This window comes from Nocardia sp. NPDC049149 (assembly GCF_043197455.1).
Lineage (GTDB): Bacteria > Actinomycetota > Actinomycetes > Mycobacteriales > Mycobacteriaceae > Nocardia.
Genome location: NZ_JBICTD010000005.1, coordinates 487,300 through 510,932, shown reverse-complemented (window position 1 = coordinate 510,932; position 23,633 = coordinate 487,300). Strand labels below are relative to the sequence as shown.

The following is a 23,633-nucleotide window of genomic DNA, read 5'->3' as shown; positions in this document are numbered from 1 at the left end:
ACAGCCGAGGAAAGGAGACACATGGTGCGCAGCAGATACCCCACCGATGACGAACTGCGACGTAACTTCGAGGCCGAGCTGAAGTCGGTGACGACGGGCGGGGGCGTGCGCTCGGAGACCGGGCTCGACATGGAGACCGACGCTGCCCTGTTCGCCATCGCCAGGGCCTACCCCGCAGTGACCGACGAGCTCGTCGCGGCTGCTAAAGCCGCGTTCGCCGGCCAGCTCGATGGTTCCAATTCCGCTGCTCGCCAGGCGGATCTGGAGCGGTTGATCGCCGAGCACAATGCGCGCAAACGCGGCGAGTGACCCGCGCTCCGTGCCCCTGATTTCAGGGGCCATCGTGCGCGAACGCGGTTGGCTACTGTTGAGTAGGCGAGGAACGTTCGGTCACCGTGGTCCGCGCTCGAGGACGAACGGGCTGTGAACCGGGCGGGGATCGACTTCGTGGGAAGTAGAGGTGACCACTATGGATCCTGAACGAGCAGACGCTGCGCCACCGCCGCAGGCGACGGTCGAATGGACCGCGGCCTCGCGCACCGGCGCGATCTCCGTGCGGGCCACCGAACAGGGCTTGCCGCTGGGGATTTCGATCGACGCCGCGGAGCTGAAGCGGGATCCGGCCGCGCTCGCCGCCGAGATACTCCGGCTGTACAAGCAGGCGGCCAGCCGGGCCGGGCTGGCCAGGCGGACCGAGCTGGAGGCGGCCGGGATGTCGGTCGACGCGCTCGCACTGCTCGGTTTGCCGACCCCAGAACAGGTGGCTCGCGAGGAGATCATCGAAGAGGAAGAATACGAGACGGAGCCACGGAGCTGGCTGCGCTCGGTCTAGGGAGGAACTGAGGCGCATGTACGAGACCATGGACGAATTGATGGCGAGTGTGCAGCGGCGGTTGTACCGCGTGCGCGATCTTGCCGACGACATGTCCGCCGTGCGTGCGCGCGAAACCGCGCCGGACGGCTCGATCACCGCCGAGGTCGACGGCAACGGCGCGCTGCTGAACCTCGAGTTCACCTCGGCTATTTCCCGGCTCTCCCCGGCCGACTTCGAGAATACGCTGGTCGCAACGGCGAACGCCGCAGCGCGACGGGCCTTTACCGAGCGAGCGGAGCTGATCACCGCCTTCAACCAGGAGGTCGCCGATTAGATGCCGCCCGTTCACGCAAATTCATCATTTTCACATCAGCGGAACCTTAAGTTTCTGCAAACCGGCTTCCGAACCCGGCAAATCGGTTGGTATCTTCAGCACAGTTGGTCAATTGCATTACAGGATCGGGGATTTCGATGAGCGAACTCGTAGCAACAGGACATGCGATTTCTGCTTACGGTGACGCCTCGGCCGCCATGGCGACCGGTATCGCCACGGCGGGCGCATTCGATCAGGCCGCGACCATCGCGGCGGCCGTGCCCGTCTTCGGGCTGATCGGCCAAGACTTCCTCATGGCGTTCGCGTATGCCCAAGGCAACCACGTGGCTTCCGTTTTCGAGTTGGCCGGCGTGCACGCAGGCACCGCGCTGACCGCGCACGAGGCGGTGGCCGCCTATACCGCGACGGAGTTGGCGAGCGGCGCCGAATTCGACGCAGTGAAACAGCAACTGGCATGACGCAACCGCTTGACCAGTCGATCGTCGAGCTGCTGCGTGGCAGCTCGCTGGCCCCGCTGATCGATCGCCCGGTCAACGACATCCTCAGGGACATGGGGCTGCCGCAGCTGCCCGATCTCAGCGCGTTGCCGCCCATGCCCGACATGCCGCCGATGCCGCTGATCGACCTCAGCGCACTGATGCGACCGTTCACCGATCTGGCAAGCAGTTTCGGCACCGGCGTGCTCAATTCGACGGCGGGGCCCGGCGCCGACCCGACCCAGGTGCTGACCGGTCTCACCACCGCGTTGCAGACCGCAATGCAATTGGGCACCACGGCATTGGGCACGGTCATGCAGCTGTGGCAGGGCATGGCCGCGGCCGAAGCGGCCAACAAGGCAGGCCAGGCCGCCAACGACGGTCAGGAGCTGGCCACCCAGAGCGTTCAGGAAAAAGCGACGATGGGCGAGGCCGCGGGCTCGGTCGCCGTCGGTGGTGCGCTGCTTGCCGCGGTCATCGCGAAGTACCTTGCCACCGTGCTCGCGGCATCGCCGCTGCTTGCCACGCCCGGTGGCCAGGTGTTCGTTGCGGTGCAGACCGCCGAGAGCCTGGCCGAGGCGACGGCGGTGGTCGGCAAGACCCGCGTCGAAATGACCGTGCATTCGGGGAAGATGACGGCGGTCGGGCAGAAGAAGAAGATCACTGCCGCGCCCAAGGGTGTCGATCCGACCCAGAGTCTTCAGCAGGTGATGCAGCTGGTCCAGCCGCTGATGGGGCTGGCACAGACCGGAACACAGAGCGTGAGTCAGCTCGCACCGCTGCTCGCGCCGAAGGTGGACCCGGTCAAAGAGGCGAAAGATGCCAAGGAGCGCGAGGATCGGGCGCGCGAAGAGCTCGCGGGCGCAGGCGCGTCCGGCAAGGGTGTCGGCCCTGGCCCCGGCGTAGGCATCGGTGGCGGACCTGGCGTTGCCCCGGTGGCGCAACCGCTCGCCCCGTGGGCGGGCACCAAGGTGGCAGGCATCGGCCCGCTGTCCGGGCTCGGATCGAGCAGTCCGGCAATGGAATCCGTCGCCATGCGGCCGACGTCGTTCACTCCTGGCGCGGCCTCGCCCGGCATCATGCCGCTCGGCGGCGCGGCCGGTGCGCTGGCGGCCAGGGACGCGGGCGACGCGAGCAGCGTGGCCGCACACCTGGTCACCGGGCAACACGGCGACGAGGTCGTGGGCAACATGGAGGGGGTCTCGCTGCCGGTGGTCGGCGCGGCCGAACAGGTTTCCGAACCACCGCCCGATAAGGAACTGACCCTCTGAGGAGGTCACCATGGCAAGCACTGGTGCGGATTTCAACGGTGTGCGGTTCGATGCGGACGCCGCCAAGGACGCGGCACTGCGGCTCGACGGCTTGGCCGACCGGCTGGAGCGCGAATTGCGATCGGGTGAGGTCTCGTTGCGGATCGCGCCCGCCGGTGTCGACGAGGTGTCGCAGCGGGCCGCGCAGACCATGAACGGCGTCGCGGTGTCCTACACCGACAGTGCGGAGGCGGGCGTGCTCGAACTGCGCAAGCTGGCCGCGACGCTGCGGTCGCAGGTTCGCCAGTTCGATCGCTCGGAGAGCGAGAACGTCGAGTCGTTCGGCGGCACCGCCGGTGCGGCCTGACCGGGGTGAAAACTACGGAGTTGTCATGATCGAACCACCGCAGCCCGGGTTCACCGGGGTGGTCTGGGAGGCACGGGAGCCCGACCGGCTCACCCGTGAGCTGTCCACCGGACCCGGCGCGATACCGATGGCGGAGGCGGGGGCCACCTGGGCCAAGCTCGCCGCCGGTTTCGGGTCGGCGGTAGTCGAATACGACTTGATCATCGCCTCGCTGCACGGTGCGTGGGAGTCCAGCACGAGCAGCGCTGTGCTCGACCGGATTTCGAAGCTGCGCGACTGGCTCACCGATTCGGCCAGGGCGGCAGGAGAGAACGCCGCGCATGCCGAAAAGCAGGCTGCGGCCTTCCAGCTCGCGCAGCTGACGATGCCGAACGCGCTCGACATCGCCGCCATCAAGCAGGCGCAGCACGCGTTGGAGGCGGTGAGCGGGGCACTCGGTGCACCGATCAAAGCCGTTGCCGCACAGACCGATGCCGAGGCCGACCTGGCGAAGGCGGCGGCCTCGCGGGTGATGCGCACCTACGAGGCGGCGACCGAGCCGCTGGCCGCACCGTGGCAGCACGAGCAGCCGCCGGTGATCGCATCCCCCGCGGCACTGGAAGCCGAACAGCCTGGCACGGCGCAGGCGGCGAACTCCGCGACCATGCCTGCGAGCGCGTCCGGGATGGGCCTGTCGGGCTTCGGCCTGCCAGGACCGATCGGGCCGATCTCGGTGCCGCGCCCGTTGACCACCTACCAGGCGCCGATGGCCGCCCAGACCGCGCAGGTTGCGGAAACAGTGGCGCCACAACCCATTCCGACGACCACGCCGGTGTCCTCGTCGATGCTGCCGCCCGGCGCGATCGGACCGTCCGCGATGGGCGCGCAGGACGAGGAGTACGAGTCGGCCAGGGCAGGCGTCGCGCCGACGGCCGAGTTCGACCCCGACCTCGGCATCGTCTCCGCGCCGTCCGTGCTCGGCGCGCCCGAGCCGCAGGCGTCGACCGGTCGAGCAGCGACGGGCGGTGGCGCGTGACGACCATGACCAACGACGGCTTGCTCGCGATCGCCGACCACGTCGGCGTCCAAACGCTGCCGCTGGTGCTTGCGGTTGGTCCGCAGCAGGATTCGTTCGACGAGTGGACCGCTGCGCAGCAGGCGGCGAAGTCGTCGCTGCTCAGCAGCGGCCTCATCGACGCATACGGCGAGGTCGAGCCGGACCTCGGCATGGCGCTGCACACCCTCGCGCAGCCCGACTGCGAGCTGGTTGCCCGAATCTTCGCCGGTGACAAGCCGATTCGGGTGTGTCTTGCGCGCAGGGGTGGTCAGCACGCGCTGGCCATCCGGACCGGCGACGACTTCGACATCCGGACGATCTGGTGCGACGGTTCCGGTGCCACCTTGGCCAAGCCGGTGCTCGAGGTGCTCGGTCCCGCCGTGCCCGCCGACGTGGTCAATTTCAGCGCACCCTCGGACGCGCTGAGCGAACGGCTGGCGGCGGCAACGACTTCCGCGGATTTCGCCGATGCCATGTATGCGCTCGGCGTCGCCGACCGGGACGTCGCCGGATACGGACTCGCCTTCGCGTCCTGCCATACCTACGCCGAGATCGTGGTCTGTGTCCACGTCGACGGCGTCACCACCCGACCGCCTGGCGCGGTCGCCATCTACGACACCGGGCGTGGGCGGATCGTCGCCGCGCCCGGTATCGCCCAAGATCAGCAGCGCTGGTCAACGGTTACACCGGGCACCGATCATCGTATCGCCCAGGCGATTTCCGGCTTGGTCGAGACGTTGCCCGGGGGGAGGTGGCTGCAGCAGTAATCCCGACTGTGAACACCGCAGTTATCTCGAACTCGGGTGATGCCGTCCCGGTGTCACCTTCTGGCACAGCAAATTTCCCAGAAGAAAGGTGCAGTCATTATGGCTACCGGTGGTAATGGTGTATCCAATAGCGCTGCGGCTACTCAGGCGTCGCAGGACATGGGCGACATGGTAGTTGCCATCCGCACGACCATCGACAAGATCCAGGACGAGGTCCAAGCGGCTGCCAAGGGCTGGCGCGGACAGGCGTCGAAGGCGTTCAACGACGCGGCCATCGCCTGGGACGGTGAGGCCCGTCGGCTGAAGGCCATCCTCGACGAGATGGGCACGCACGTCGGCGTCGGTGCCAACCGACTGACGGAGATGGACGCCAACAACGACTTCGGCGGCCTCAAGCTCTGACGGCAGTAGCTTCCGAACCGTTCATACGAGACTAAAGCGAAGGACAAAACATGGACGACATGCTTTATGACGAAGCGACCATGATGAAGCTGTACAACGACCTCAAGACGCATCACGGCACGCTGATGCACCAGGTCGACGTCGAGCTGCCTGCGGCCGTGACCAAGCTCGGTACCGCGTGGGAGAACAACGGCTCGTTCCAGGCCTTCTTGGCGAAGAAGGACAAGTTCATGGGCGAGTTCAGCGACTCCAACGCCCTCCTGCAGGCGATTGCCCGCGAGGTGGACAACTCGCTGGTGCGTGCCTTCCACACCGATAAGACGATCGGTGACGGCTTCGGCCTGTGAGTCGAATCCGATAAGGCGATCGGTCGCGACTGCGGAGCCTGAGTCGTATCTGATCGAACAATCGAATAACTGAACAATACGGCCGGCCGGAACATCCCTGTTCCGGCCGGCCGTTCTCGGTTGTCCGCTTATCGACCCTGCGGCAGCGTGTCGTAGCTGACCAACGCGTCCTTCTTCGACAGCGTCGGACCCGGAACCAGTTGTCCGACAACGGCCCACGGCGCCAGCCTGGGCGCATCACCGAGCCCGAGGATCTGCGCGGTCGCGATGTCCGGGATGCCGTAGCGAATGCCGTTGTCCGCCACGTAGAACAGACTGCCGCGGCGCGGGCTGCCGGGCTCGGTGCCGGTGATTCGCACGAATTCCCCGCTGGACGGCGGAATGTAGGCGTCGTCGACGCGCTCGCCGGTGCCGTCGGAGCTCGACAGGGTGACCGGTGTTGCCGAGTCGGCCAGCGGCAGCCGCGCACCGGCGAGCAGGCTCACCGCGGCCCTGTCGGTCGGTCCGTCGGCAACGCCGCCGCTCTGCTGCGTCTTCGACCAGGAGATGCAGCCGACGGGCGCGTCCTCGGGCGACAGGATCTTCGGGGTGCCCGCGGGGAAGTGGTCCAGCGGAAGCGAGTGCAGCACAGGCATATTGGTGAGCACGTCCGGCGCAACCGGCTTGATGTCGCGCATGCCTTGGGAATTCGCGGTGCGCAGCACCTGGGCGGCGAAATCGCTGACCCGCTGCACCCCGTCGGCGAGCACAACGTAGAGCTCGGCGCGGTCCTCGCGGCCGACACCGCCCACCGCGATGACGCCGCCGACCGGGACGTCGGAGAGCCTGCCAGGGCCCGGCTGACCCGCCTGCGGGATATCCGGCGCGGCCAGCGGCGGGACGGCGGTCGCCGCGTTGAGCAGTGACGGTCCGATCGGACGTGGCTTGGCCACACCGAGATTCATCGCCCGCGCCATCACCGAGTTGGCAGGGTCGAGTTCGGCGCGCTTGCCGTCGTAGATCAGGTAGGTCTTGTCTTGCCTGCGTACCAACAGTGCCTCGTCGCCGCTGGTGCGCCGGATGCGTTCGTTCAGTTGCGGCTGCCCGGCGAACACGGTGGTGGTCACTCCGCTCGATGCGGCGGCGCTGCCGGTGCTGGACAGCTGCACCGTCTCGCAGAGCGACCAGTCCGACCGGCTGCCCTGGCCCGAGCCGGGCAGTGCGGCGGGCGCGCCGGGAATGCCGAGCATCGGGCCGCGCGGCAGCGACGAAAGTTTGCTTTCCTTCACCGAATTCGGCGATTCGGCGCTGCCGCTGATCAGTCGGGCCGATGCGAGATTGAGCGTCGGATGCAGGGTCGTGTTGCCCTGTTCGTCGGCGACGACGACGAACAGGGCTCCGGTCTCCTTGCCCATCACGATCTTCGAGTCGCCGACCGAGCCCTGCGGCCGCAGGAACGCGAGGATGGCGCAGCCTGCCACCACCAGGATGCCGAGCACCAGGCCGACGAACAGCGAGCGCGTCTGCGAGCGCATGGGGTCGTGCAGCATCCGCACGTCGCGCCGGACGAGTGCGTGGTCGAGCCGCCGCAACAGGAATCGGTAGCCATTGACCTGGGCTTTGGTGGTCAGCTGAGCCGGCACGTGCTCTCCATCGTCATGATCTTTCCTCCGCCGCGTCCTCGGACGCGCTGCCCCGTCATTCTGTCGCACATAGCGACACGGCCGCGGTGTTTCTCGCGGGCACCCCGAGGACGGGTTCCGCCGGCAAGGCGGTTCGGAATCAACCGTATCGGCCCAGCCTTCGGTGTCAATCGGGGACCGCCGATTCGAGCGGCGACCAGGCCACGAATAGCGTTGCCGCACGGTACTGTGAGCCGAGAAGGACCCAGGGCGCCGGACTCGTCCGGCCGCCGGATTCGAGGCGAAACAAGCGTGAACGAGGCTGTGAACGAACCGGAACAAAACGCGAATCCCGCGCTGCAGGACCCGGAGTTCTGGCTTTTCCGCCAGATGCCGCTGCGGCTGCTGGTTCCGCTCGCCCTGCTCGCGGCGCTGGCCGCCTGGATCGCCACCGCGTTGAACGCGCCGCTGTGGGCCATCATCCTGTCCGGCGCTGTGGTGTTCGTGCTCGGCGCCGCGCCGGTGCGCAAGCGGGATCCGCGCAACGTGGCCGGGATGGTGGCTCGCGCCATCGCCTATCGCTGGCGGCGGACCAAGCCGGGCCCGCAGGCCGCTGGCCCGGACGCGATCGACGTACCGCTGCCCGAGGGCGGCAGCTACGGCGTGCATTGGGACGGCGAGCTGCTCACCACGATGATCCGGATCGACCCGCCGCCGGACGCGCTGACGCTGCTGCGGCGCGGCTCGCTGAGCACCGATCAGGTGCTGCCGCTCACCGAGATCGCCAGGTGCCTCGAACAATTCGATATCAACCTGGCCTCGGTCGATGTGATCAGCACCGGCGCGCGCACCGCGGGCGGCGGCCCGGTGGCCCAGCTCTACGACCGGATCATCGGGCCGCTGCCCGCGATCGCGCACCGCACGGTCTGGCTGGTGCTTCGCCTCGACCCGCTGGCCAACGCGGAGGCCGTCGACAATCGCGGCGGCGGCGGCACGGGCGCGCTGCGCACCGCGACCATCGCGACCAGGCGGGTGGCCAATCGGCTCGCCGCCCGCGATATCGCGGTCTCGGTGCTGACCGCGGCGGAGATGAACCTCGCGACCCGCAGGCTGACCCGCGGCATCGCGTTGGAGGAGTTCGCCGAGACACCGATCTCGCTGGTGCACGACGACCTGGTGTACCTCACCAGCTACGAGATCGGCCCCGAGCTGATCGGCGAGCGCGGCTTCGCCGACATCTGGGCCACCCCGAGCCTCGGCACCACGATGACTGTGCGGATGCGGCCCGGTGAGCGGAAACCCGGTCGGGCATACGAGAACACGGAGCCGCCGGTCACGTTGGCCGCGCTGGTTCGGTTCGACACCGCCTACGAACCGGATGAGCCGCCTGTGCCCGGCCTGCGCGCGCTCACCGGTAGGCAATACCGGGCCCTGCTCGACTGTCTGCCGTTGCAGGCGGGCCGGGGTGGGTCCAGTGGTGCAGGCGACTATCGCGGCCCGCTCTCGGCGCTGCAGGGGATCGCGGTGCCCACCGCGGGCTGCGGCCAGCTCATCGGCGCCGACGACACCGGCCAGGGGATCGCGGTACCGCTGATCGGCGACGGCACTCGGCATCTCGAGGTGATCGGCAAGCTGGACCTGGCACAGCAGGTGATCCTGCGGGCCATCGCGCTCGGCGCGCACACCATCGTGCACACCGACCGGCCCGACGCGTGGCACTCGATGGTCGCCAATGTCGCCTCGCCGCATTCGCTTTCGCTCGCGCCCCGGTTCGCGGGCGCCAGCCACCACCAGGCGCCTGCCAGCCCGCACCCCGGCGGCACCGGCTCGCTCGCGACCGTGGTCGTCTTCGACGGCATCGCGCCGACCGCGCTCACCGGCGGCGCCACCATCGTGCACGTGCGCGACCCGCACGATCCGCCGAGCCAGTTCGCCGCCGACGTGGTCCTGGTCCAGGATGCCGCGGCGCCGAACCTGATCACCGTCACCACCTCGACCGCGCGCACCACCGTCAACATGGTGACCACGCCGGACGAGATGTGGTACATCGGCGAATCGCTGACCGCGGTGCGCTGATCGCATCTGACACGCCGAAAGGGCCGGAATTGCTTCCGGCCCTCCGGTTTCGGTGTGCTGCTAGCCGCCGAGCGTGGCGAGGATGCCCGCCAGGGCCGCCTGCATGTCCGGCGCCTCGATCCGCATCAGCATCGACTCGTCGATCGCGGTGAGGTCCAGCGAATCATCGTTGGCCAGCCGGAACTCGCGTTCCTCCTCGGCGGATTCGATCACGTTGCGGACGAACCGGCCGTTGCCGGCCAGGTCGATGCCGCGGCGCTGCTGCCCGCTCTGGTCGACCCGCTCGGACTGGTACAGGCCCTCGCACGCCTTGATCAGCAATTGCATTGCCTCGTCGGACAATTGGGAGTCGCGCGACTTGGCGATGAGCTGGCCGATCTGGCCGAGCTCCGGCGCGGTGTAGGACGGGAACTGCAGGCGCTTGGCGAAGCGGGACGCCAGGCCGTCGTTGGAGGCGAGCAACCGGTCGATCTCGCCGTCGTAGCCCGCGATGATCACCACCAGCCGGTCGCGATCGTTCTCCATCCTGGCCAGCAGCGTGTCCACCGCTTCCCGGCCGAACGCGTCGCCGCCCTGCAGGCCGGTCTGGATCAGCGTGTAGGCCTCGTCGATGAACAGCACGCCGTCCATCGCGGTGTCGATCAGCTTGTCGGTCTTGATCGCGGTGCTGCCGAGGTGCTGACCGACGAAGTCCATGCGCTTGGCCTCGACGACCTTGTCGGTCTTGAGCAGGCCGACGCCGCAATAGATCTTGGCGACCACCCTGGCGATGGTGGTCTTACCGGTACCAGGCGGGCCGGTGAAGGCGAGGTGGTTGCCGCGCGAGACATTGGCCATGCCCTTCTCGGCGCGGATCTTCGCCAGCTGCGCGGTCGCCTGCAGCTTGGCCACCTGCGTCTTGACGTTGGCGAGGCCGACCTGCTTGTCCAACTCGGCCCGCGCCTCGGCGAGGATCCGCTTGGCCCGGTCCTCGCTCTCGGCCTGCTCGACCGCTTCGGTGGAGGGTGCGGTCGCCGGATCCCAGCGATCCGTGCGGGTGTCGATCGACTCCTTGGTGGTCACCGTGATCCGGTAGGTGCGATCGCGCATGGCGGTGGTGTTCGCCGTGAAATCCGGTGCCTGCGAATAGACCTTCTCGAAGAGCGCCTGCGCGTCCTCCTCGTTGCCGGTCTCGCGCAGGCACAGGCCACGACAGAACATCGCGGTCGTCCGCGCCGCCGGGATCGGGCCTGCCTCGGCCTGCTCCATCCGGCGAATCGCCTCGCCGAACAGGCCGAGCTGCGCGCAGGCCGAGCCGACCATCACGTGCGCGCCCGCCGCGAGATACGGGTCGTCCCACTCGGCCGAGCCGGCAAGCACGGCCATCACATCCGGCCAGCGCTGCGTCGTAAAGTGCAGCACGCCACGGATATACGCGCTGATTCGGTCGTCGGCCTCGCGGTCGGGATCCGACAGCATGGTCCGCCGGTGCGCGGCCAGTTCGTCGAGGACCTTCTCGGCCTCGTCGTACTCCTTGTCCTGGATCAGCTGCGCGGCTTGGGCCAGCCAGATCTCGGTGAGGCTCGCCAGCGGGTAGTCGATGTAGAGGCCGGCCAGGAAGCGCCCCGCCATCGCCCGCGACGGCAATCCCAGCCTGCGTTGCTCGCGGAACAGCGACGTGCTGCTCGTCTTGTAGAGGTTGTAGAGGACGTCGCGGGTCACCTCGCCTGCGGCGGCGCGGCCGAGCCATGCGTCGGACATGGTCGGGTCCCATTCGGTGGCCCGTTGGAAGGCCAGCTTCGCGTACTCCAGATCGCGTGCGGATTCCTGACCATCGATGGTCAGCCCCAGCGAAAGGACCCCGGCGTCGAAGGCGCGTTGGGCTTGGCGGGTGCCGGTCGTCATTGCAGTCTGTCCCTGACATCTACGTGTGAGCAATTGCCTGCGTTCATCTTCCGACCAGCTTAACGGGCATCGCCTGGCGAAGTTCGCCTTCGTGCGGCGCACGGCAGGAGCGAATGTAAAGGGACCCCTAAGAATGGGGGCAGGCAGGTTTTTGCCTTTTGTTCAAGGGTGATCAGAGCGAAGATGATGAGACAGTGACAGCGATCGCGCGTGCACGGTGTGTCCGATAGATTAGGTTCGCTGTCGGTCGCACCGGGGGTCAACGGACTGCCACGTGCGGCGATGTCGTGGGTTCGATTCGACAGGTAGGTTGCTGAGTCAAGTGGCTAGATTGGGGTCGGTTACCAGGTGACTGAGTCGTTGAGTAGCGGCTTGGCCGCCGCCGAGCCCGAACTGTGCCGGGTGTCCGTCATCGGGGGTAATACCCAGCTCGACGTCGGCCTGCCTGCCACCGTTCCGATCGCCAGCTTCATCGCTGATCTGGTATCCCTCATCGCGTCCCGCAACCCGGATATCGTCGAAAGTGACGACGGCGCAGCGCCGTTGCAGACCGAGCATTGGACGCTGGCGCGGCTCGGCCGCGACGCGATCCCGCCGAGCAGGACGCTCGGCGAGGCCGAGGTCTACGACGGCGAACTGCTCGTGCTGCGGTCGGTGACCGCGAAAGAGACGCCAGCGCTGTTCGACGACGTCATCGACGCGGTGTCCCGGCTGACCACCGTCGATTTCCGCGGCTGGTCGCCGGGTGCGGCCCGCTGGACCGGCCTGGTCACCGGGGTGGCGTCGGTGGTGCTCGCACTGGTGTTGCTTTTTCGCGATCGGGCCCAGTCGGGCACGCTGGCCGCACCGTTCCTGACCCTCGGTGTCGCGGTTGCCGCCGCGGTCGCCGCGGCCATCGCCTCGCGGAAGTACTTCGATCAGCTGACGGCCGTCTGGCTGTCGCTGTGCTCGTTGCTGTTGTTCTTCGGCAGTGCGGTGCTGTTCGTGCCGCACGAACTCGGCAGTCCGCATCTGCTGCTCGGCTTTTCGGTGACCCTGGTGGCCGCGGTGCTGATCTACCGGGCCACCGCGACCGGCGCGACGCTGGCCGCCGCCGCCGTCACCCTCGCGCTGTTCGGCGGCGTCTCCGCCGCGGTGCGAATGATCTGGGACACCGACCTGCCGAAGATCGCGGCGGGGGTGCTCGTCGCGTCGATCATCCTGATCTCCATGGTGCCGCGGCTGGCCGCCGTGCTCGCCCGGCTTCCGGTGCCGCCGGTGCCGACCGCGGGTGCGGCGATCGACCCGGCCGACCATGAGCCACGCCCGACCATCGAAGGCATCGGCGCCATCGGCGCGACCGCGCTGCCCTCGGCGGCAGGACTCGGGGAGCGGGCCCGCGCGGCCAACCGCTACCAAACCGGGCTGCTCATCGCCTGTTCCATCGCGGCGACCCTCGGTGCGCTCGGCGCGGCCGACCCGATGGGCGAAGCCAAGTGGCAGGGCATCACGCTGGCGGCGATCACCGCCGTGATCCTCTGCACGCGCGGCCGCTCGTTCGCCGACCTGGTGCAGGCGGCGACGCTGATCGCGGGCGGCTGCACGATCGTCGTCGGGCTGCTCACCGGGCTCGCGCTCGGCGGTGTCCAGCCTGCGCTGCTGGCGGCGGGGCTGCTGCTCGGCCTCGGCGTCGCGGCGGTCGGCTTCGGTGTGATCGGACCGCATCTCGAAGTGACCCCGGTGACGCGGCGGATGATGGAGATCGCGGAGTACCTGCTGATCTGCTCGTTGATCCCACTGGTGCTGTGGTTGATGGGCGTGTACTCGATGGCCAGGAACATATGACCGGTCGGTCGCGACTCGGGTCAGTGGCGGCCGTGCCGCCGCAGGCCCGAGCGTGGCGGTGGCGCGGGACTCGAATCGCCTGTGTCGCCGGGATTCTCGCCGCCTCGCTGTTCGGCTCGCCCGCCACGGCGAACGCCGCCGTCGGGCCGCCCGTGATCGATCCGGGTGCGCTCGGCGCCGCACAGGGGATCAGCGGCCGTCCCGCGCCGCTGGAGCCGACCGAGCAGAAGCTGCAGTGCGCCGAACCGATTCTCACGCACGGTAATCCGGCCGAGGAGCCGCTTCCGCAGAAGGTGCTCGATCTGCGCGGGGCGTGGCAGTTCAGCCGTGGCGCCGGGCAAAAGGTCGCGGTCATCGACACCGGCGTGAACCGGCACCCTCGACTACCCGCGTTGCAGACCGGCGGTGACTACGTCGCAGACACCGATGGCACGTTCGACTGCGACGGCCACGGCACCATCGTCGCGGGCATCATCGCGGCGCGGCCGAGCCCCGACGACGCGTTCTCCGGTATCGCGCCCGAGGCGGAGATCCTCACCATCCGCCAGCTGAGCCTGGCGTACGAGGCGAAGAGCAAGTCGTACTCGGGACAGCCGCTGCCCGGCGCCATCACCAGCGCGGGCTACGGCAACGTGCTCACCCTCGCAGGCGCGGTGGTGCGCGCGGTCGACATGGGCGCGACGGTCATCAACATCTCCGAAGTCGCTTGCAGCACAGCCGGTACCGACACCGCGGACAGCGCACTCGGCGCGGCGGTGAAATACGCCTACGACCGCAACGTCGTGGTGGTGGCCGCCGCGGGCAACCTGCAGCAGGACGGTGCGTGCAAGGACCAGAACGAAGGCACCGGCTGGGCCTCGGTGCGGACCGTGGCCAGCCCGGCGTGGTTCACGCCGTACGTGCTCGCCGTCGCGTCCGTCGACCCGGACGGGTCGCCGTCGCAGTTGTCGCTGCACGGTCCGTGGGTCGGCGTCGCGGCCATCGGACGGCAGATCGTCTCGCTCGACACCAAGCCGGGCGGGGTCGGACTGGTCGACGGCGTCAACACTCAGGACGGCGTCCGGCCGATCGAAGGCACCAGTTTCGCCGCGCCCTACGTCGCGGGGCTTGCCGCGCTCGTGCGCTCGCGCTTCCCCGATTTGACTGCCGCACAGGTGATGGACCGGATCACCAGGACCGCACTTGCCCCAGGCCCCGGTCACGACGACCAGATCGGCGCTGGGCTGATCGACCCGGTCGCCGCGCTCACCGCGCAACTGCCCGCCGCGCCGCCGAGCGCGGGGGCCGATATCCCGCATCGCATCGCGGCCCCGGTGCTGCCACCGGGACCGGACGCACTGCCGCGCAAGGTCGCCGTCATCGGCTCCATCAGCTGCCTCGCGTCGCTGGCCATCGGCGCCGCCATCGCGGTGCCGTACCGGCGTCGCCACGGCGGTGAGCCGATCGACGACCTCGATTCCGACGCAACAGATCGATAGAGGACCCATGGTTACCGAAGGCTTCGTGCGCCGCCCCAGGATCGCCCCGCCGCGCGCACCGGGCGGCGAGGTCGCGCTGAACGCACCGCCGGAGATCCAGCGCAACTTACCCGCGCCGCTGCTGATCAAGCTGATGCCGGTGGTCATGGTGGTTGCCATCGTCGGCATGGTCGGGTTCATGGTGATGATGGGTCGCAACCTGCTCGCCAACCCGATGGCCATGATGTTCCCGATGATGATGATCATGTCGATGGGCGGCATGATGATGGGCATGCGCGGCGCGGGCCCCAAGGGCGCCGCCGAGCTCAACGAGGAACGCAAGGACTACTTCCGCTACCTTGACCAGATGCGAAAAGAGGTGCGCCGCACCGGCATCAAACAGCTGGAGGCGCTGGCCTGGAGCCATCCGGAGCCGGTCGACCTGCCGTCGGTGGTCGGGACGCGGCGGATGTGGGAGCGCCGCCCCAACGATCCCGACTTCGGCCACGTGCGCGTCGGTGTCGGCAGCCACCGCCTCGCCACCAAGCTGGCCAGGCCGGAGACCGGGCCGTTGGAAGATCTGGAGCCGGTCTCCACGGTCGCGCTGCGCCGCTTCGTGCGGACCCACTCGGTCGTGCATCTGTTGCCGACGGCGGTCTCGCTCCGCGCCTTCCCCGCCATCAACATCGGCGGCGACCCGGTCGAGTCCCGCACGCTGGTTCGCTCGATGCTGATGGAGCTCACCGCGTTCCACGGTCCCGACCACGTCGCGGTCGCCATCGTCTGTGCCGAACCCGACGGCGAGGCCTGGAGCTGGGCGAAATGGCTTCCGCACCTGCAGCATCCGAACGTCCGCGACGGAATGGGTTCGGCCAGAATGATGTACGGCTCGCTCGGCGAGCTGGAGACCGCACTGTCCTCGGAACTGCTCGAACGCGGGCGCTTCATGCGCAATCCGCAGCCGACCCAGGGCAGGCTGCACCTGGTTGTCGTCATCGACGACGGGTACGTCAACGGCACCGAGCGGCTCATCAGTGAGTCCGGCCTCGACTCGGTGACGGTGCTCGACCTCACCTCGCCGGAGAACGGCTTGGCGGCCCGCCGCGGTCTGCAATTGGTGGTTGCCGACGGCGATGTCAGTGCGCGCAGTGCCACCGGCATCGAACGATTCGCCACCACCGACGAGATCAGCATCGCCGAGGCCGCGTCGTTCGCCAGGGCGCTGGCCCGCTTCCGCATCGCCACCGCCGCGCAGATCGTCAGCCTCGGCGACGACACCCGCTCCGATCCCGGCCTGATGGCGCTGTTGAAGATCCCGGACGCCGCGCAGATCGACCCGACCAAGGTCTGGCGCCCGCGTACCGCGCGCGAGCGGCTGCGGGTGCCGATCGGGGTGACGCCGGACGGAACGCCGGTCGAGATCGACATCAAGGAATCCGCCGAGTTCGGCATGGGCCCGCACGGATTGTGCATCGGCGCAACGGGTTCGGGTAAGTCGGAGTTCCTGCGCACGCTGGTGCTCTCGATGGTGACCACGCACTCGCCGGATGCGCTGAACCTGGTGCTCGTCGACTTCAAGGGTGGCGCCACCTTCCTCGGTCTCGACCCGCTGCCGCACGTCGCCGCGGTCATCACCAACCTCGAGGAAGAGCTGTCGATGGTCGACCGCATGCGCGACGCCCTGGCAGGTGAGATGAACCGCCGCCAGGAACTGCTGCGTTCGGCAGGCAACTTCGCCAACGTCACCGATTACGAGAAGGCCCGCGCGGCCGGCGCCGCGCTCGATCCGCTGCCCGCGCTGTTCGTGATCGTCGACGAGTTCTCCGAACTGCTCTCGCAGAAGCCGGATTTCGCGGACCTGTTCGTGATGATCGGCAGGCTCGGCCGGTCGCTGCACGTGCATCTGCTGCTCGCCTCGCAGCGCCTGGAGGAGAACAAGCTGCGCGGCCTCGACTCGCACCTGTCCTACCGGATCGGCCTACGCACCTTCTCCGCCAACGAATCCCGGGCCGTGCTCGGCATCACCGACGCCTATCACCTGCCTGCCATCCCCGGATCCGGCTACCTCAAGAGCGACGCCGACGATCCGTTGCGCTTCAACGCGACCTACGTCTCCGGTCCCTACGTCTCGCCGAGCGGCGGGCGGCAGGTGGACGGCCGCTTCATCGGCGGCCAGGCGCCGACCGTGTTCACCGCCGCGCCGGTCGAAATGCCCGAGCGGCCAGTGCTTCCTGAGCCGACCAGGATCGGCCTGCCCGATCTGCCGCCACCGCCGTCCGCGGACGAGGGAGTTCCCGAGACCCTGCTCGAGGTCGTCGTGAAACGCCTTACCGGACACGGCCGCCCGGCGCACGAGGTGTGGCTGCCGCCGCTGGACGAGTCGCCGACGGTGGACATGCTGCTGCCCGACCCGGATTGGCGGTCCCCGGTCAACCGGCACGGTCAGCTCTGGATGCCGATCGGCGTCATCGACAAGCCGTACGAGCAGCGTCGTGACGTGCTCACCATCCAATTGGCCGGTGCGCAAGGCAATATCGCGGTGGCCGGTGGTCCGCAGTCCGGCAAGTCGATGACGCTGCGCAGCATCATCATGGCCGCCGCGGCCACCCACACGCCCGAGCAGGTGCAGTTCTACTGCCTCGACTTCGGTGGCGGCAGCCTGGCGAGCATGAACGGCATCCCGCATGTCGGCTCCGTCGCGGGCAGGCTCGACGGCGACCGGGTCCGCCGCACCGTCGCCGAGCTCACGACGCTGCTGCGCCAGCGCGAGGAGCGGTTCGCCGAACTCGGCATCGAATCCATGGTCGACTTCCGCAGGCGCAAGTACGCCCAGCTGGAGGCCAGGCTTATCAACGGAACCCAGCCCGCGGCCGACGATCCGCTGGCCGCCGATCAGTTCGGCGACGTGTTCCTGGTGATCGACGGTTACGGCACCATCCGCGAGGAATTCGACACGCTGGAACCGCAGATCAACGCGATTGCCGCACAGGGTCTTTCGTACGGCATCCACCTGATGATCGCCGCGTCCCGGTGGATGGAGATCCGTCCCGCGGTCAAGGACCAGATCGGCACCAGGCTCGAGCTTCGGCTCGGCGACCCGACGGACTCCGAAATGGGCAGGCGCACCGCCGCTCTCGTGCCGGTCGGGCGGCCAGGCCGCGGTTTGACCCCGGACGAGCTGCACATGCTCATCGCACTGCCGCGACTGGATTCCGACTCCGATCCGCAGACCGTGATCGACGGTGTGGCGGCGGCCAAGGCTCAGCTGATCGAGCTGTATCAGGGCAGGCGGGCACCCGAGGTGCGCATGCTGCCCCCGCAGATCCAGCGCTCCGACGCGCTGGAGGTAGCGCGCGCCTGGGGCGTGCAGACCAGCGCGACCAAGGTCGTTGTCGGCATCGGCGAGGACGAATTGGAGCCGTTCGTCATCGATTTCGAGGCCGAGCCGCATTTCATGTTCTTTGCCGACGTCGAGTGCGGCAAGACGACGTTCCTGCGCAATATCGCCATGGGCATCGCCGAGAACTCGACGCCGGAGGAAGCCAAGATCATCCTGATCGACTACCGGCGCACCATGCTCGGCGTGGTCGACCCCGAACGGCTGGCCGGGTACTCCACCTCGTCGCAGACCTCGGGTCAGATGATGGACGGACTGGCCAGGTTCATGTCCAAGCGCATTCCCGGCTCCGACATCACCCCACAGGAGCTGCGTGAGCGCAGCTGGTGGACCGGGCCGGAGATCTTCGTGCTCGTCGACGACTACGACATGGTCGCGACCGGAAGCAACCCGCTGCACGCGTTGCTCGAATACCTGCCGCAGGCAAGGGATATCGGGTTGCATCTGGTGGTCACCCGGCGCACCGGTGGTGTGTCGCGCGCGCTGTACGACCACGTGCTCGGTGGCATGAAGAACATGTCGGTGGACACGATCGTCGGCAGTGGGCCGCGTGACGAAGGCAAGATCATCGGCGACGTTCGTCCGTCGAAACTGCCACCGGGGCGTGGTGTGCTGGTCTCGCGCCAGCGCGGCCAGGAGATGGTGCAGATCTCCTACCTGCCGCCGCTGTAGAAACAGGTTCGCCGCTGTGCGCGTGTATAGCGGCGAATCACAGCGGCAGCCGAGTTATCCGTGCGCCCAGGACGCTTCGTACTGCGCGTCCTCGAAATCCCAGCTGTCGGTGCGGCGTTCGAAGAGGGCACGAGAAGGGCCGGTTGCCACCGGCCCTGCGATCCGGGCGAGATGAAAACCGGCCCTGCGGTAGTAGTCGTGCAACTCGGTGTTCGTGGTCCAGGCGTCTAGTCGTACCCACTCGCGTTCCTGTTGGCGGGCAATCCTTCCCGCGTGCGCTAGTAGTCGGTGACCGACCCGCTCGCCGGCGAAGCGTAGGTCGACGATCATGTAGTGCACCACGACGGCGTCGGTCAGCTCCCACAACGACCACAGGCCGGGGTCGGCGCGATGGTTGACGGTGATGGTGCCTGCGGGTTCGCCCGACACCTCCGCGATCCAGGTCTCGCCCGCGTCCAGCGCGCGGCCGACGGACCTGGCGAAGATCTCGATGGGCAGGCCGCGGCCCGCGACCGTCCACTGGTCCGAGCCGCGCGCGGTGAGCCACGCGGTGCGTTGCACGCGGAGTCGGCAGATCAGGCCGAGATCACCGAGGGTCGCCTTGCGTAGCACGGTGGTCATGGCGGCTACCCATCCGCCTCGGACGACACGCCAAGCGTGCGTTCGATAATGGCCATGCCTTCGGCATCGCCGAGCTGGTAGGCGAGCCGGTTGCTCGCCGCGATCGAGCGGTGCCTGGTGGCCCTGGTGACGCGCTCGTGGTTGGCGCCGATCCGCAGATGATCGAGCAGGACGGTGCCGGTCGCCACGCCGAGCACCATCGCCTCTTCCGCGGAGGCGGGCCTGGCGACGAGGGTGTCGCGGTGCGCGGTCTCGGCCTGGCCGCGGTCGGCGAGCCTGCGGGTGGTGCCCTCCGGAATGTCGTGTGGTGAGTCGATTCCGGTGGCCTCGGCCAGATCTCGCGGATAGAAGCTCACCTCCCACGACCACGGCTCGTTGTCGAGGTACTGGACGACGGTCCGCGCCAGAATCCAGGAGTCCTCCGGCACACCGAGCCACAGCGCCACCTCGGGGCCCGCCGGCTCCATCTTGGCGCTGAACTCCTTGGAGGGCACCCGATTCGCGGCACGCGCGATCTCCTCGAAGATGTCGTGCGCTGTCTTCGGGCGATCGGGCCGGATGTGATCGGTCACAACGGATTCCAGCACTTCCTGATTGCGCACGATGGTGCCGCGGGAAGTCGCTGTGTAGACCAGGTTTTCGGCAACCAGGACTTGAATCGCATTGCGAGCGGTCGTAAGTGAGACCTGCATGTGCTCGGCGAGCTCGGTATGGCTGGGCAACCGATCACCCGGCTTCCACTTGCCTGCGCGGATCTCCTCGCGGAGGAGGTCTGCGATCCGGTGATACGTCGGACCGTCCGCCATCTTGCTCCTCGGTTGGTCGTGCAGGTAACGAAGTGTACTCTTCGTGACTCCCTACGGCCCGGTAACGCTTGACAGGTGCCTTCAGAGGTTTATTGTAATGAACGTCCTGATCCGGTGTTGTGCGGCGATGACGGCGAGGCAACGTGGCAGGTTCGGATACAACGGTCGTAATGGCTCTTCCCGGTGCACTGCGGTGCGCTGAATCGGTGGTGCAGTCCCAGCCCGCTGGGCTGCTGCCGACTTCGGATCTACTTGTTCGGGCGTGTCGCGGGCACCGCGTCGTCGGTGGTCCGCTGCTCTGGTTCGCACGCGATCTCGCGGTGCTGCATGAGCGACGGCTGGTCGGACGCGGCGGATCGGTGGACACCGACCCGACGGTGGTCCTCGAAATCGAGCGTCGCAGAGTCGAATTGGTAATGGCGATCGACGACTGGGTGGCGCGCACGGTGCCGCAGCATCGGCTCGGTGCGACGTTGCACACCGAGACCGTCGGCGCGGTGCTCGACCGGCTCGCGGAATCCTCGGTGCGTGCCCACCACGCGCTGATGACACTGGACGCGCACGATGAAAGATTGCACGGCGCTTGGCATCACCTTGCCGAGCTCGCCGATGCCTACGACGATCTCGTTCGCGACATTCTCGCAGGCAGGCGCCGACTGCCGGAGTGGTAGTCCTGGTTCTCGGGCGGGTCGGCAAGCACCCGAACAGATTTCGACTTCGCGCACTCGCGCGTTCGTACACCCAGCGCCTGCACGCTGGCGCCTGAGCACCCCCGCGTCACGTGACGGTGTGACACGGGGGTGTTTCAGGGATGGTAGCGGCGGTGATCGGTGGCGAAGTCGTCCGCGATGGTGGCGGCGAGTTCGACATAGGCCCGCTTGGTCTGCTTGTGCAGGCGATGCAGATCGATCTCGGCGCCCTCGGACATGTGCATGTCGAACGGGATGATGTGCACGGCGCGGCAGCGCGACAGGAAGTACTCGCGCAGTTGCAGGATGCCGACGTTCGGTGAGCCTGCGCGCGGCGAGTTGATCACCACCACCGCGTTGCGCACCAGATGATCGTGTCCGTGCAGCGACAGCCAATCCAAAGTCGCTGCCGCACTGCGGGCCCCGTCGATCGCAGGGGAGGAGATCAGCACCAGCGAGTGCGCCAGCTCGAGCACGCCTGCCATGGCCGAGTGCATGAGCCCGGTGCCGCAGTCGGTGAGGATGATGTTGTAGAACCGCTGCAGGATGCGCGCCACCGCACGGTACTCGTCCTCGCTGAACGCCTCCGACGCCGCCGGATCGCGTTCGCTGGCAAGCACTTCGAGTCGGCTGGTGGCCTGTGAAGTGTGCCTGCGGACATCCGAGTAGCGCTGGATCGACGGATCGAGCAGCAGGTCGCGCACGGTGGACCTGGTCTGCAACGGCACCCGCTGCGACAACGTGCCGAAGTCGGGGTTGGCGTCGACCGCGATCACCCGGTCACCGCGAATGGACGCGAAGATCGAGCCGATACCCATTGTCGTCGTGGTCTTTCCGACGCCGCCCTTCAGCGAGAGGGTCGCGATGCGGTAGTCGCCGCGTACCGGTTGCCTGATCCTGGCGACCAGCTCCTGCAGGCGCCGTTCCTCGGCGGACAGGCCGGGGTTGATCGCGCCGCCGGACACATGGTGCACCGCCTTGCGCCAGCCGCTGCCCGGCGACTTCTGTGCCCGCCGCACCGGCACGTTGTCCAGCGAAGGTGATGGTCCCTGCTGGTACTGCACGCCGGGCTGCTGGAGTGGCTGACCCGGGTGCTGCGGTTGGGGAGTGGGCCGACCCCAGTGTCCGGCCTGCGGTCCCTGGCCCGCCGTCGGCCCGGCGTATCCGCCCGCCTGCTGGGTACCTGGTGCTTGCCCGACCTGCTGGCTGCCCGGTGCGCCTGGCTCGTCGCCGCTTGGTGCCTGGCCGCCCATGAATGGTGCTGAGTAACCGCCGGTTTCACCCGTCGGCGCCGGTCCTGGCAGGTGCTGCCTGTTCGCTGCCTGCGGACCATCGCTGCCGGGTGCCTGGCCGCCGATGAATGGCGGTGTGTAACTGCCGGTTTCGCCCTGCGCCGGTCGGCCGGTCGGTGCCTGCGCGTTGCGCTGCTGCTCGCCAGGGATCTGCGGGCCTGGCTGTTCGCTGCCCGGTGCCTGGCCGCCCATGAATGGCGGTGTGTAACCGCCGGTTTCGCCTGCCGGTGCCTGGCCGCCCGCGAACGGCAATGGGCTGCGGACGGATTCGTTCGTCGGCCCGGCCGGTCCACGCCATTGCGCACCGGGCGCCTGGCCCGCGTCGCCGGGGTTGCGCCACTGCTCAGTGGGTGTAGCGGGATCGGCCGTCGGCTGCCCGAGGTCGTTGCGCGGTGGCCCGTCGGGCGCCGTGCCCTCGAACTCGGCGGCCATGCGATGCCGCCCGCTGGTGTTCGGCCTGCCCGACCCGGTGCCTGCTCCCGACGACGCCACCCAGCCGGGTGCTTGGCGATTCGCGTCCTGACGCTCCGCCGCAGGCTGGCTGACCGGCAGCTGCGGTCCCGTGGTCCCGTTCGGGCCCTGGTACTCGGCGGCGGGCGCCTGCGGTGTCGAAGCCGGACCTGGTGTCCGATCAGGTTGTGGTGCACCAGTACCCAGCGGACCAGTAGTGCTCGGCGGCCTGGTGCCGTCGGGCGGCAGCTGGCCGCGCTGCGGCGCCATCGGGCCCGACGGCGCGGGCGCGGTTGTGCCAGGGCCGGTTTCCGGACGGCCGCGGTGCTGCGGCGCTTCGGGAGTCGGTGCACCCGGTCGTTCGGAGCCGGTAGGCGCATTGGGGAGGCCCTGCGACGCGCTCCCGCGTTCGGGTGCCGCCGGTATATCGGGCCGCTGGGTGGCGCGGTCTCCATTGCGTACGCCTTGCGGCGCGGTCCCATGCTCGGGAGCCGTCGGCATGCCTGGCCGCTCAGCGCCGCGATCGCCGGTAGGCGCGCTGTGGGGATGCTGTGACGCGGCCCCACGTTCGGGAGTGGTTGGCGTGCCTGGCCGTTCGGCGTCGCCGACGGGTGCGTTCCGGTCTCGCTGTGCGGTGCCGTCGGGCGGTGTCGGGGCGCTGTCACCCGGTGTAGTAGGCCTGCCTCCGCCACTGCGCGAGGCAACGGCTCCGGAGTCGATCGGCCCGGTCTCCGCGGGCGTCGCCTGGTCCGTACGGGCGGCGAGTTCGCCAGGGGACGGCGGAAGTTCGGGTCCGCGACGGCCAGGTTGCTCGGCCGACGGCTGCTCCTCGGTCGAGGAGCGCACGAGCCACGGCGGCGGGCCGTCGGTGGCGTGCGGCTCATCGCGCCGGGGTTGCGGACCGGGCGCCGTCGGCGACGGACCGCTCTGGCTCTGTGGCGCAGGCGATTCGGGCAGCGGCGGCCGACGGGTGGCCTGGTCCGGTCCGGCCAGCCACGGTGGCGGGCCTTCGCGCTCGAGTTCAGGTGCGGAGCGCTCGACCGGAGCGGGCCCCACGCCGGTCGATGCGTG

Annotated in this window: 20 protein-coding genes; 15 read left to right on the top strand and 5 right to left on the bottom strand. The window is 68.5% G+C overall.

From position 1 onward, the window contains the following. Positions 1-21: 21 nt before the first annotated feature. The 10 genes from ACGFNJ_RS23025 (at position 22) to ACGFNJ_RS22980 (ending at position 5,793) form a co-directional block, all read left to right on the top strand. Positions 22-309 (top strand): hypothetical protein, encoded by a 288-nt coding sequence (locus ACGFNJ_RS23025; protein WP_393451599.1) that lies wholly within the window; start codon positions 22-24, stop codon positions 307-309. A gap of 160 nt (positions 310-469) precedes the next feature. Beyond that, complete coding sequence (locus ACGFNJ_RS23020) at positions 470-832, top strand: hypothetical protein (protein ID WP_393451596.1); 363 nt, start codon at positions 470-472, stop codon at positions 830-832. 16 nt (positions 833-848) lie between these two features. Beyond that, positions 849-1,148, top strand: a complete 300-nt coding sequence (locus ACGFNJ_RS23015) for a YbaB/EbfC family nucleoid-associated protein (protein WP_069161897.1) — start codon at positions 849-851, stop codon at positions 1,146-1,148. 137 nt (positions 1,149-1,285) lie between these two features. After that, a complete protein-coding gene (locus ACGFNJ_RS23010) occupies positions 1,286-1,606 on the top strand; it encodes a hypothetical protein (RefSeq protein ID WP_393451593.1) in 321 nt (106 codons plus the stop codon). Beyond that, entirely contained in the window at positions 1,603-2,895 is a 1,293-nt protein-coding gene (locus tag ACGFNJ_RS23005; RefSeq protein WP_393451590.1) for a hypothetical protein, read from the top strand. Before ACGFNJ_RS23010 ends, ACGFNJ_RS23005 begins: the two co-directional genes overlap by 4 nt. Positions 2,896-2,905: 10 nt before the next feature. Then, the gene (locus ACGFNJ_RS23000) at positions 2,906-3,241 is read left to right on the top strand and encodes a PE family protein (protein WP_393451587.1); all 336 of its coding nucleotides are present in this window, start codon (positions 2,906-2,908) and stop codon (positions 3,239-3,241) included. A 25-nt stretch (positions 3,242-3,266) separates the two neighbouring features. After that, positions 3,267-4,256: a PPE domain-containing protein gene (locus tag ACGFNJ_RS22995; RefSeq protein ID WP_393451584.1), complete on the top strand. Its 990-nt coding sequence runs from the start codon at positions 3,267-3,269 to the stop codon at positions 4,254-4,256. Positions 4,257-4,261: 5 nt separating this feature from the next. Continuing rightward, positions 4,262-5,044, top strand: a complete 783-nt coding sequence (locus ACGFNJ_RS22990; RefSeq protein WP_393452252.1) for an ESX secretion-associated protein EspG — start codon at positions 4,262-4,264, stop codon at positions 5,042-5,044. A gap of 39 nt (positions 5,045-5,083) precedes the next feature. Beyond that, entirely contained in the window at positions 5,084-5,446 is a 363-nt protein-coding gene (locus tag ACGFNJ_RS22985) for a WXG100 family type VII secretion target (protein WP_393452249.1), read from the top strand. A 50-nt stretch (positions 5,447-5,496) separates the two neighbouring features. Next, a complete protein-coding gene (locus ACGFNJ_RS22980; protein WP_393451581.1) occupies positions 5,497-5,793 on the top strand; it encodes a hypothetical protein in 297 nt (98 codons plus the stop codon). A 128-nt stretch (positions 5,794-5,921) separates the two neighbouring features. On the opposite strand, the gene eccB is transcribed toward ACGFNJ_RS22980, so the two are convergent. Continuing rightward, positions 5,922-7,415, bottom strand: coding sequence for a type VII secretion protein EccB (gene eccB / locus ACGFNJ_RS22975; protein ID WP_393451578.1), 1,494 nt, complete (start codon positions 7,413-7,415; stop codon positions 5,922-5,924). Positions 7,416-7,706: 291 nt separating this feature from the next. On the opposite strand from eccB, the gene eccE reads away from it, so the two are divergent. Continuing rightward, positions 7,707-9,470, top strand: a complete 1,764-nt coding sequence (eccE, locus tag ACGFNJ_RS22970; RefSeq protein ID WP_393451575.1) for a type VII secretion protein EccE — start codon at positions 7,707-7,709, stop codon at positions 9,468-9,470. Positions 9,471-9,530: 60 nt separating this feature from the next. Here the strand turns inward: eccE and eccA are convergent, their stop codons facing one another. Further along, a complete protein-coding gene (gene eccA / locus ACGFNJ_RS22965; protein ID WP_393452246.1) occupies positions 9,531-11,354 on the bottom strand; it encodes a type VII secretion AAA-ATPase EccA in 1,824 nt (607 codons plus the stop codon). Between the two features lie 348 nt (positions 11,355-11,702). Between eccA and eccD the strand changes: the two genes are divergently transcribed. Genes eccD through eccCa form a run of 3 tightly spaced genes read left to right on the top strand, consistent with a single transcriptional unit; the run spans position 11,703 to position 18,704 of the window. Then, positions 11,703-13,178: a type VII secretion integral membrane protein EccD gene (gene eccD, locus ACGFNJ_RS22960; RefSeq protein ID WP_393451572.1), complete on the top strand. Its 1,476-nt coding sequence runs from the start codon at positions 11,703-11,705 to the stop codon at positions 13,176-13,178. Continuing rightward, on the top strand, positions 13,175-14,656 hold the full coding sequence (gene mycP / locus ACGFNJ_RS22955; RefSeq protein ID WP_393451569.1) for a type VII secretion-associated serine protease mycosin: 1,482 nt from the start codon (positions 13,175-13,177) through the stop codon (positions 14,654-14,656). The genes eccD and mycP overlap by 4 nt, the downstream gene beginning before the upstream one ends. Before the next feature lie 7 nt (positions 14,657-14,663). Further along, complete coding sequence (gene eccCa, locus ACGFNJ_RS22950; RefSeq protein ID WP_393451566.1) at positions 14,664-18,704, top strand: type VII secretion protein EccCa; 4,041 nt, start codon at positions 14,664-14,666, stop codon at positions 18,702-18,704. A gap of 54 nt (positions 18,705-18,758) precedes the next feature. Here the strand turns inward: eccCa and ACGFNJ_RS22945 are convergent, their stop codons facing one another. Next, positions 18,759-19,325 (bottom strand): GNAT family N-acetyltransferase, encoded by a 567-nt coding sequence (locus ACGFNJ_RS22945; protein ID WP_393451563.1) that lies wholly within the window; start codon positions 19,323-19,325, stop codon positions 18,759-18,761. 5 nt (positions 19,326-19,330) lie between these two features. Continuing rightward, entirely contained in the window at positions 19,331-20,131 is an 801-nt protein-coding gene (locus ACGFNJ_RS22940; RefSeq protein ID WP_393451560.1) for a GntR family transcriptional regulator, read from the bottom strand. 170 nt (positions 20,132-20,301) lie between these two features. On the opposite strand from ACGFNJ_RS22940, the gene ACGFNJ_RS22935 reads away from it, so the two are divergent. Continuing rightward, positions 20,302-20,802 carry a DUF4254 domain-containing protein gene (locus ACGFNJ_RS22935; protein ID WP_393451557.1) on the top strand — a complete coding sequence of 167 codons (501 nt, stop codon included), beginning with the start codon at positions 20,302-20,304 and terminating at the stop codon, positions 20,800-20,802. A gap of 134 nt (positions 20,803-20,936) precedes the next feature. Here ACGFNJ_RS22935 and ACGFNJ_RS22930 read toward each other — a convergent pair whose 3' ends face one another. After that, positions 20,937-23,618: an AAA family ATPase gene (locus ACGFNJ_RS22930; RefSeq protein ID WP_393451554.1), complete on the bottom strand. Its 2,682-nt coding sequence runs from the start codon at positions 23,616-23,618 to the stop codon at positions 20,937-20,939. Positions 23,619-23,633 lie beyond the last annotated feature (15 nt).

What these genes read in the sequence shown, in the direction of transcription:
- ACGFNJ_RS23000 (WP_393451587.1), top strand. Translation starts at nt 2,906, where the DNA reads ATGGCAAGCACTGGTGCGGATTTCAACGGTGTGCGGTTCGATGCGGAC.
- ACGFNJ_RS23020 (WP_393451596.1), top strand. Translation starts at nt 470, where the DNA reads ATGGATCCTGAACGAGCAGACGCTGCGCCACCGCCGCAGGCGACGGTC.
- ACGFNJ_RS22980 (WP_393451581.1), top strand. Translation starts at nt 5,497, where the DNA reads ATGGACGACATGCTTTATGACGAAGCGACCATGATGAAGCTGTACAAC.
- mycP (WP_393451569.1), top strand. Translation starts at nt 13,175, where the DNA reads ATGACCGGTCGGTCGCGACTCGGGTCAGTGGCGGCCGTGCCGCCGCAG.
- ACGFNJ_RS23015 (WP_069161897.1), top strand. Translation starts at nt 849, where the DNA reads ATGTACGAGACCATGGACGAATTGATGGCGAGTGTGCAGCGGCGGTTG.
- eccCa (WP_393451566.1), top strand. Translation starts at nt 14,664, where the DNA reads ATGGTTACCGAAGGCTTCGTGCGCCGCCCCAGGATCGCCCCGCCGCGC.
- eccA (WP_393452246.1), bottom strand. Translation starts at nt 11,354, where the DNA reads ATGACGACCGGCACCCGCCAAGCCCAACGCGCCTTCGACGCCGGGGTC.
- ACGFNJ_RS23010 (WP_393451593.1), top strand. Translation starts at nt 1,286, where the DNA reads ATGAGCGAACTCGTAGCAACAGGACATGCGATTTCTGCTTACGGTGAC.
- ACGFNJ_RS23025 (WP_393451599.1), top strand. Translation starts at nt 22, where the DNA reads ATGGTGCGCAGCAGATACCCCACCGATGACGAACTGCGACGTAACTTC.
- ACGFNJ_RS22935 (WP_393451557.1), top strand. Translation starts at nt 20,302, where the DNA reads ATGGCTCTTCCCGGTGCACTGCGGTGCGCTGAATCGGTGGTGCAGTCC.
- ACGFNJ_RS23005 (WP_393451590.1), top strand. Translation starts at nt 1,603, where the DNA reads ATGACGCAACCGCTTGACCAGTCGATCGTCGAGCTGCTGCGTGGCAGC.
- ACGFNJ_RS22985 (WP_393452249.1), top strand. Translation starts at nt 5,084, where the DNA reads ATGCCGTCCCGGTGTCACCTTCTGGCACAGCAAATTTCCCAGAAGAAA.
- ACGFNJ_RS22940 (WP_393451560.1), bottom strand. Translation starts at nt 20,131, where the DNA reads ATGGCGGACGGTCCGACGTATCACCGGATCGCAGACCTCCTCCGCGAG.
- ACGFNJ_RS22990 (WP_393452252.1), top strand. Translation starts at nt 4,262, where the DNA reads ATGACCAACGACGGCTTGCTCGCGATCGCCGACCACGTCGGCGTCCAA.
- ACGFNJ_RS22945 (WP_393451563.1), bottom strand. Translation starts at nt 19,325, where the DNA reads ATGACCACCGTGCTACGCAAGGCGACCCTCGGTGATCTCGGCCTGATC.
- ACGFNJ_RS22995 (WP_393451584.1), top strand. Translation starts at nt 3,267, where the DNA reads ATGATCGAACCACCGCAGCCCGGGTTCACCGGGGTGGTCTGGGAGGCA.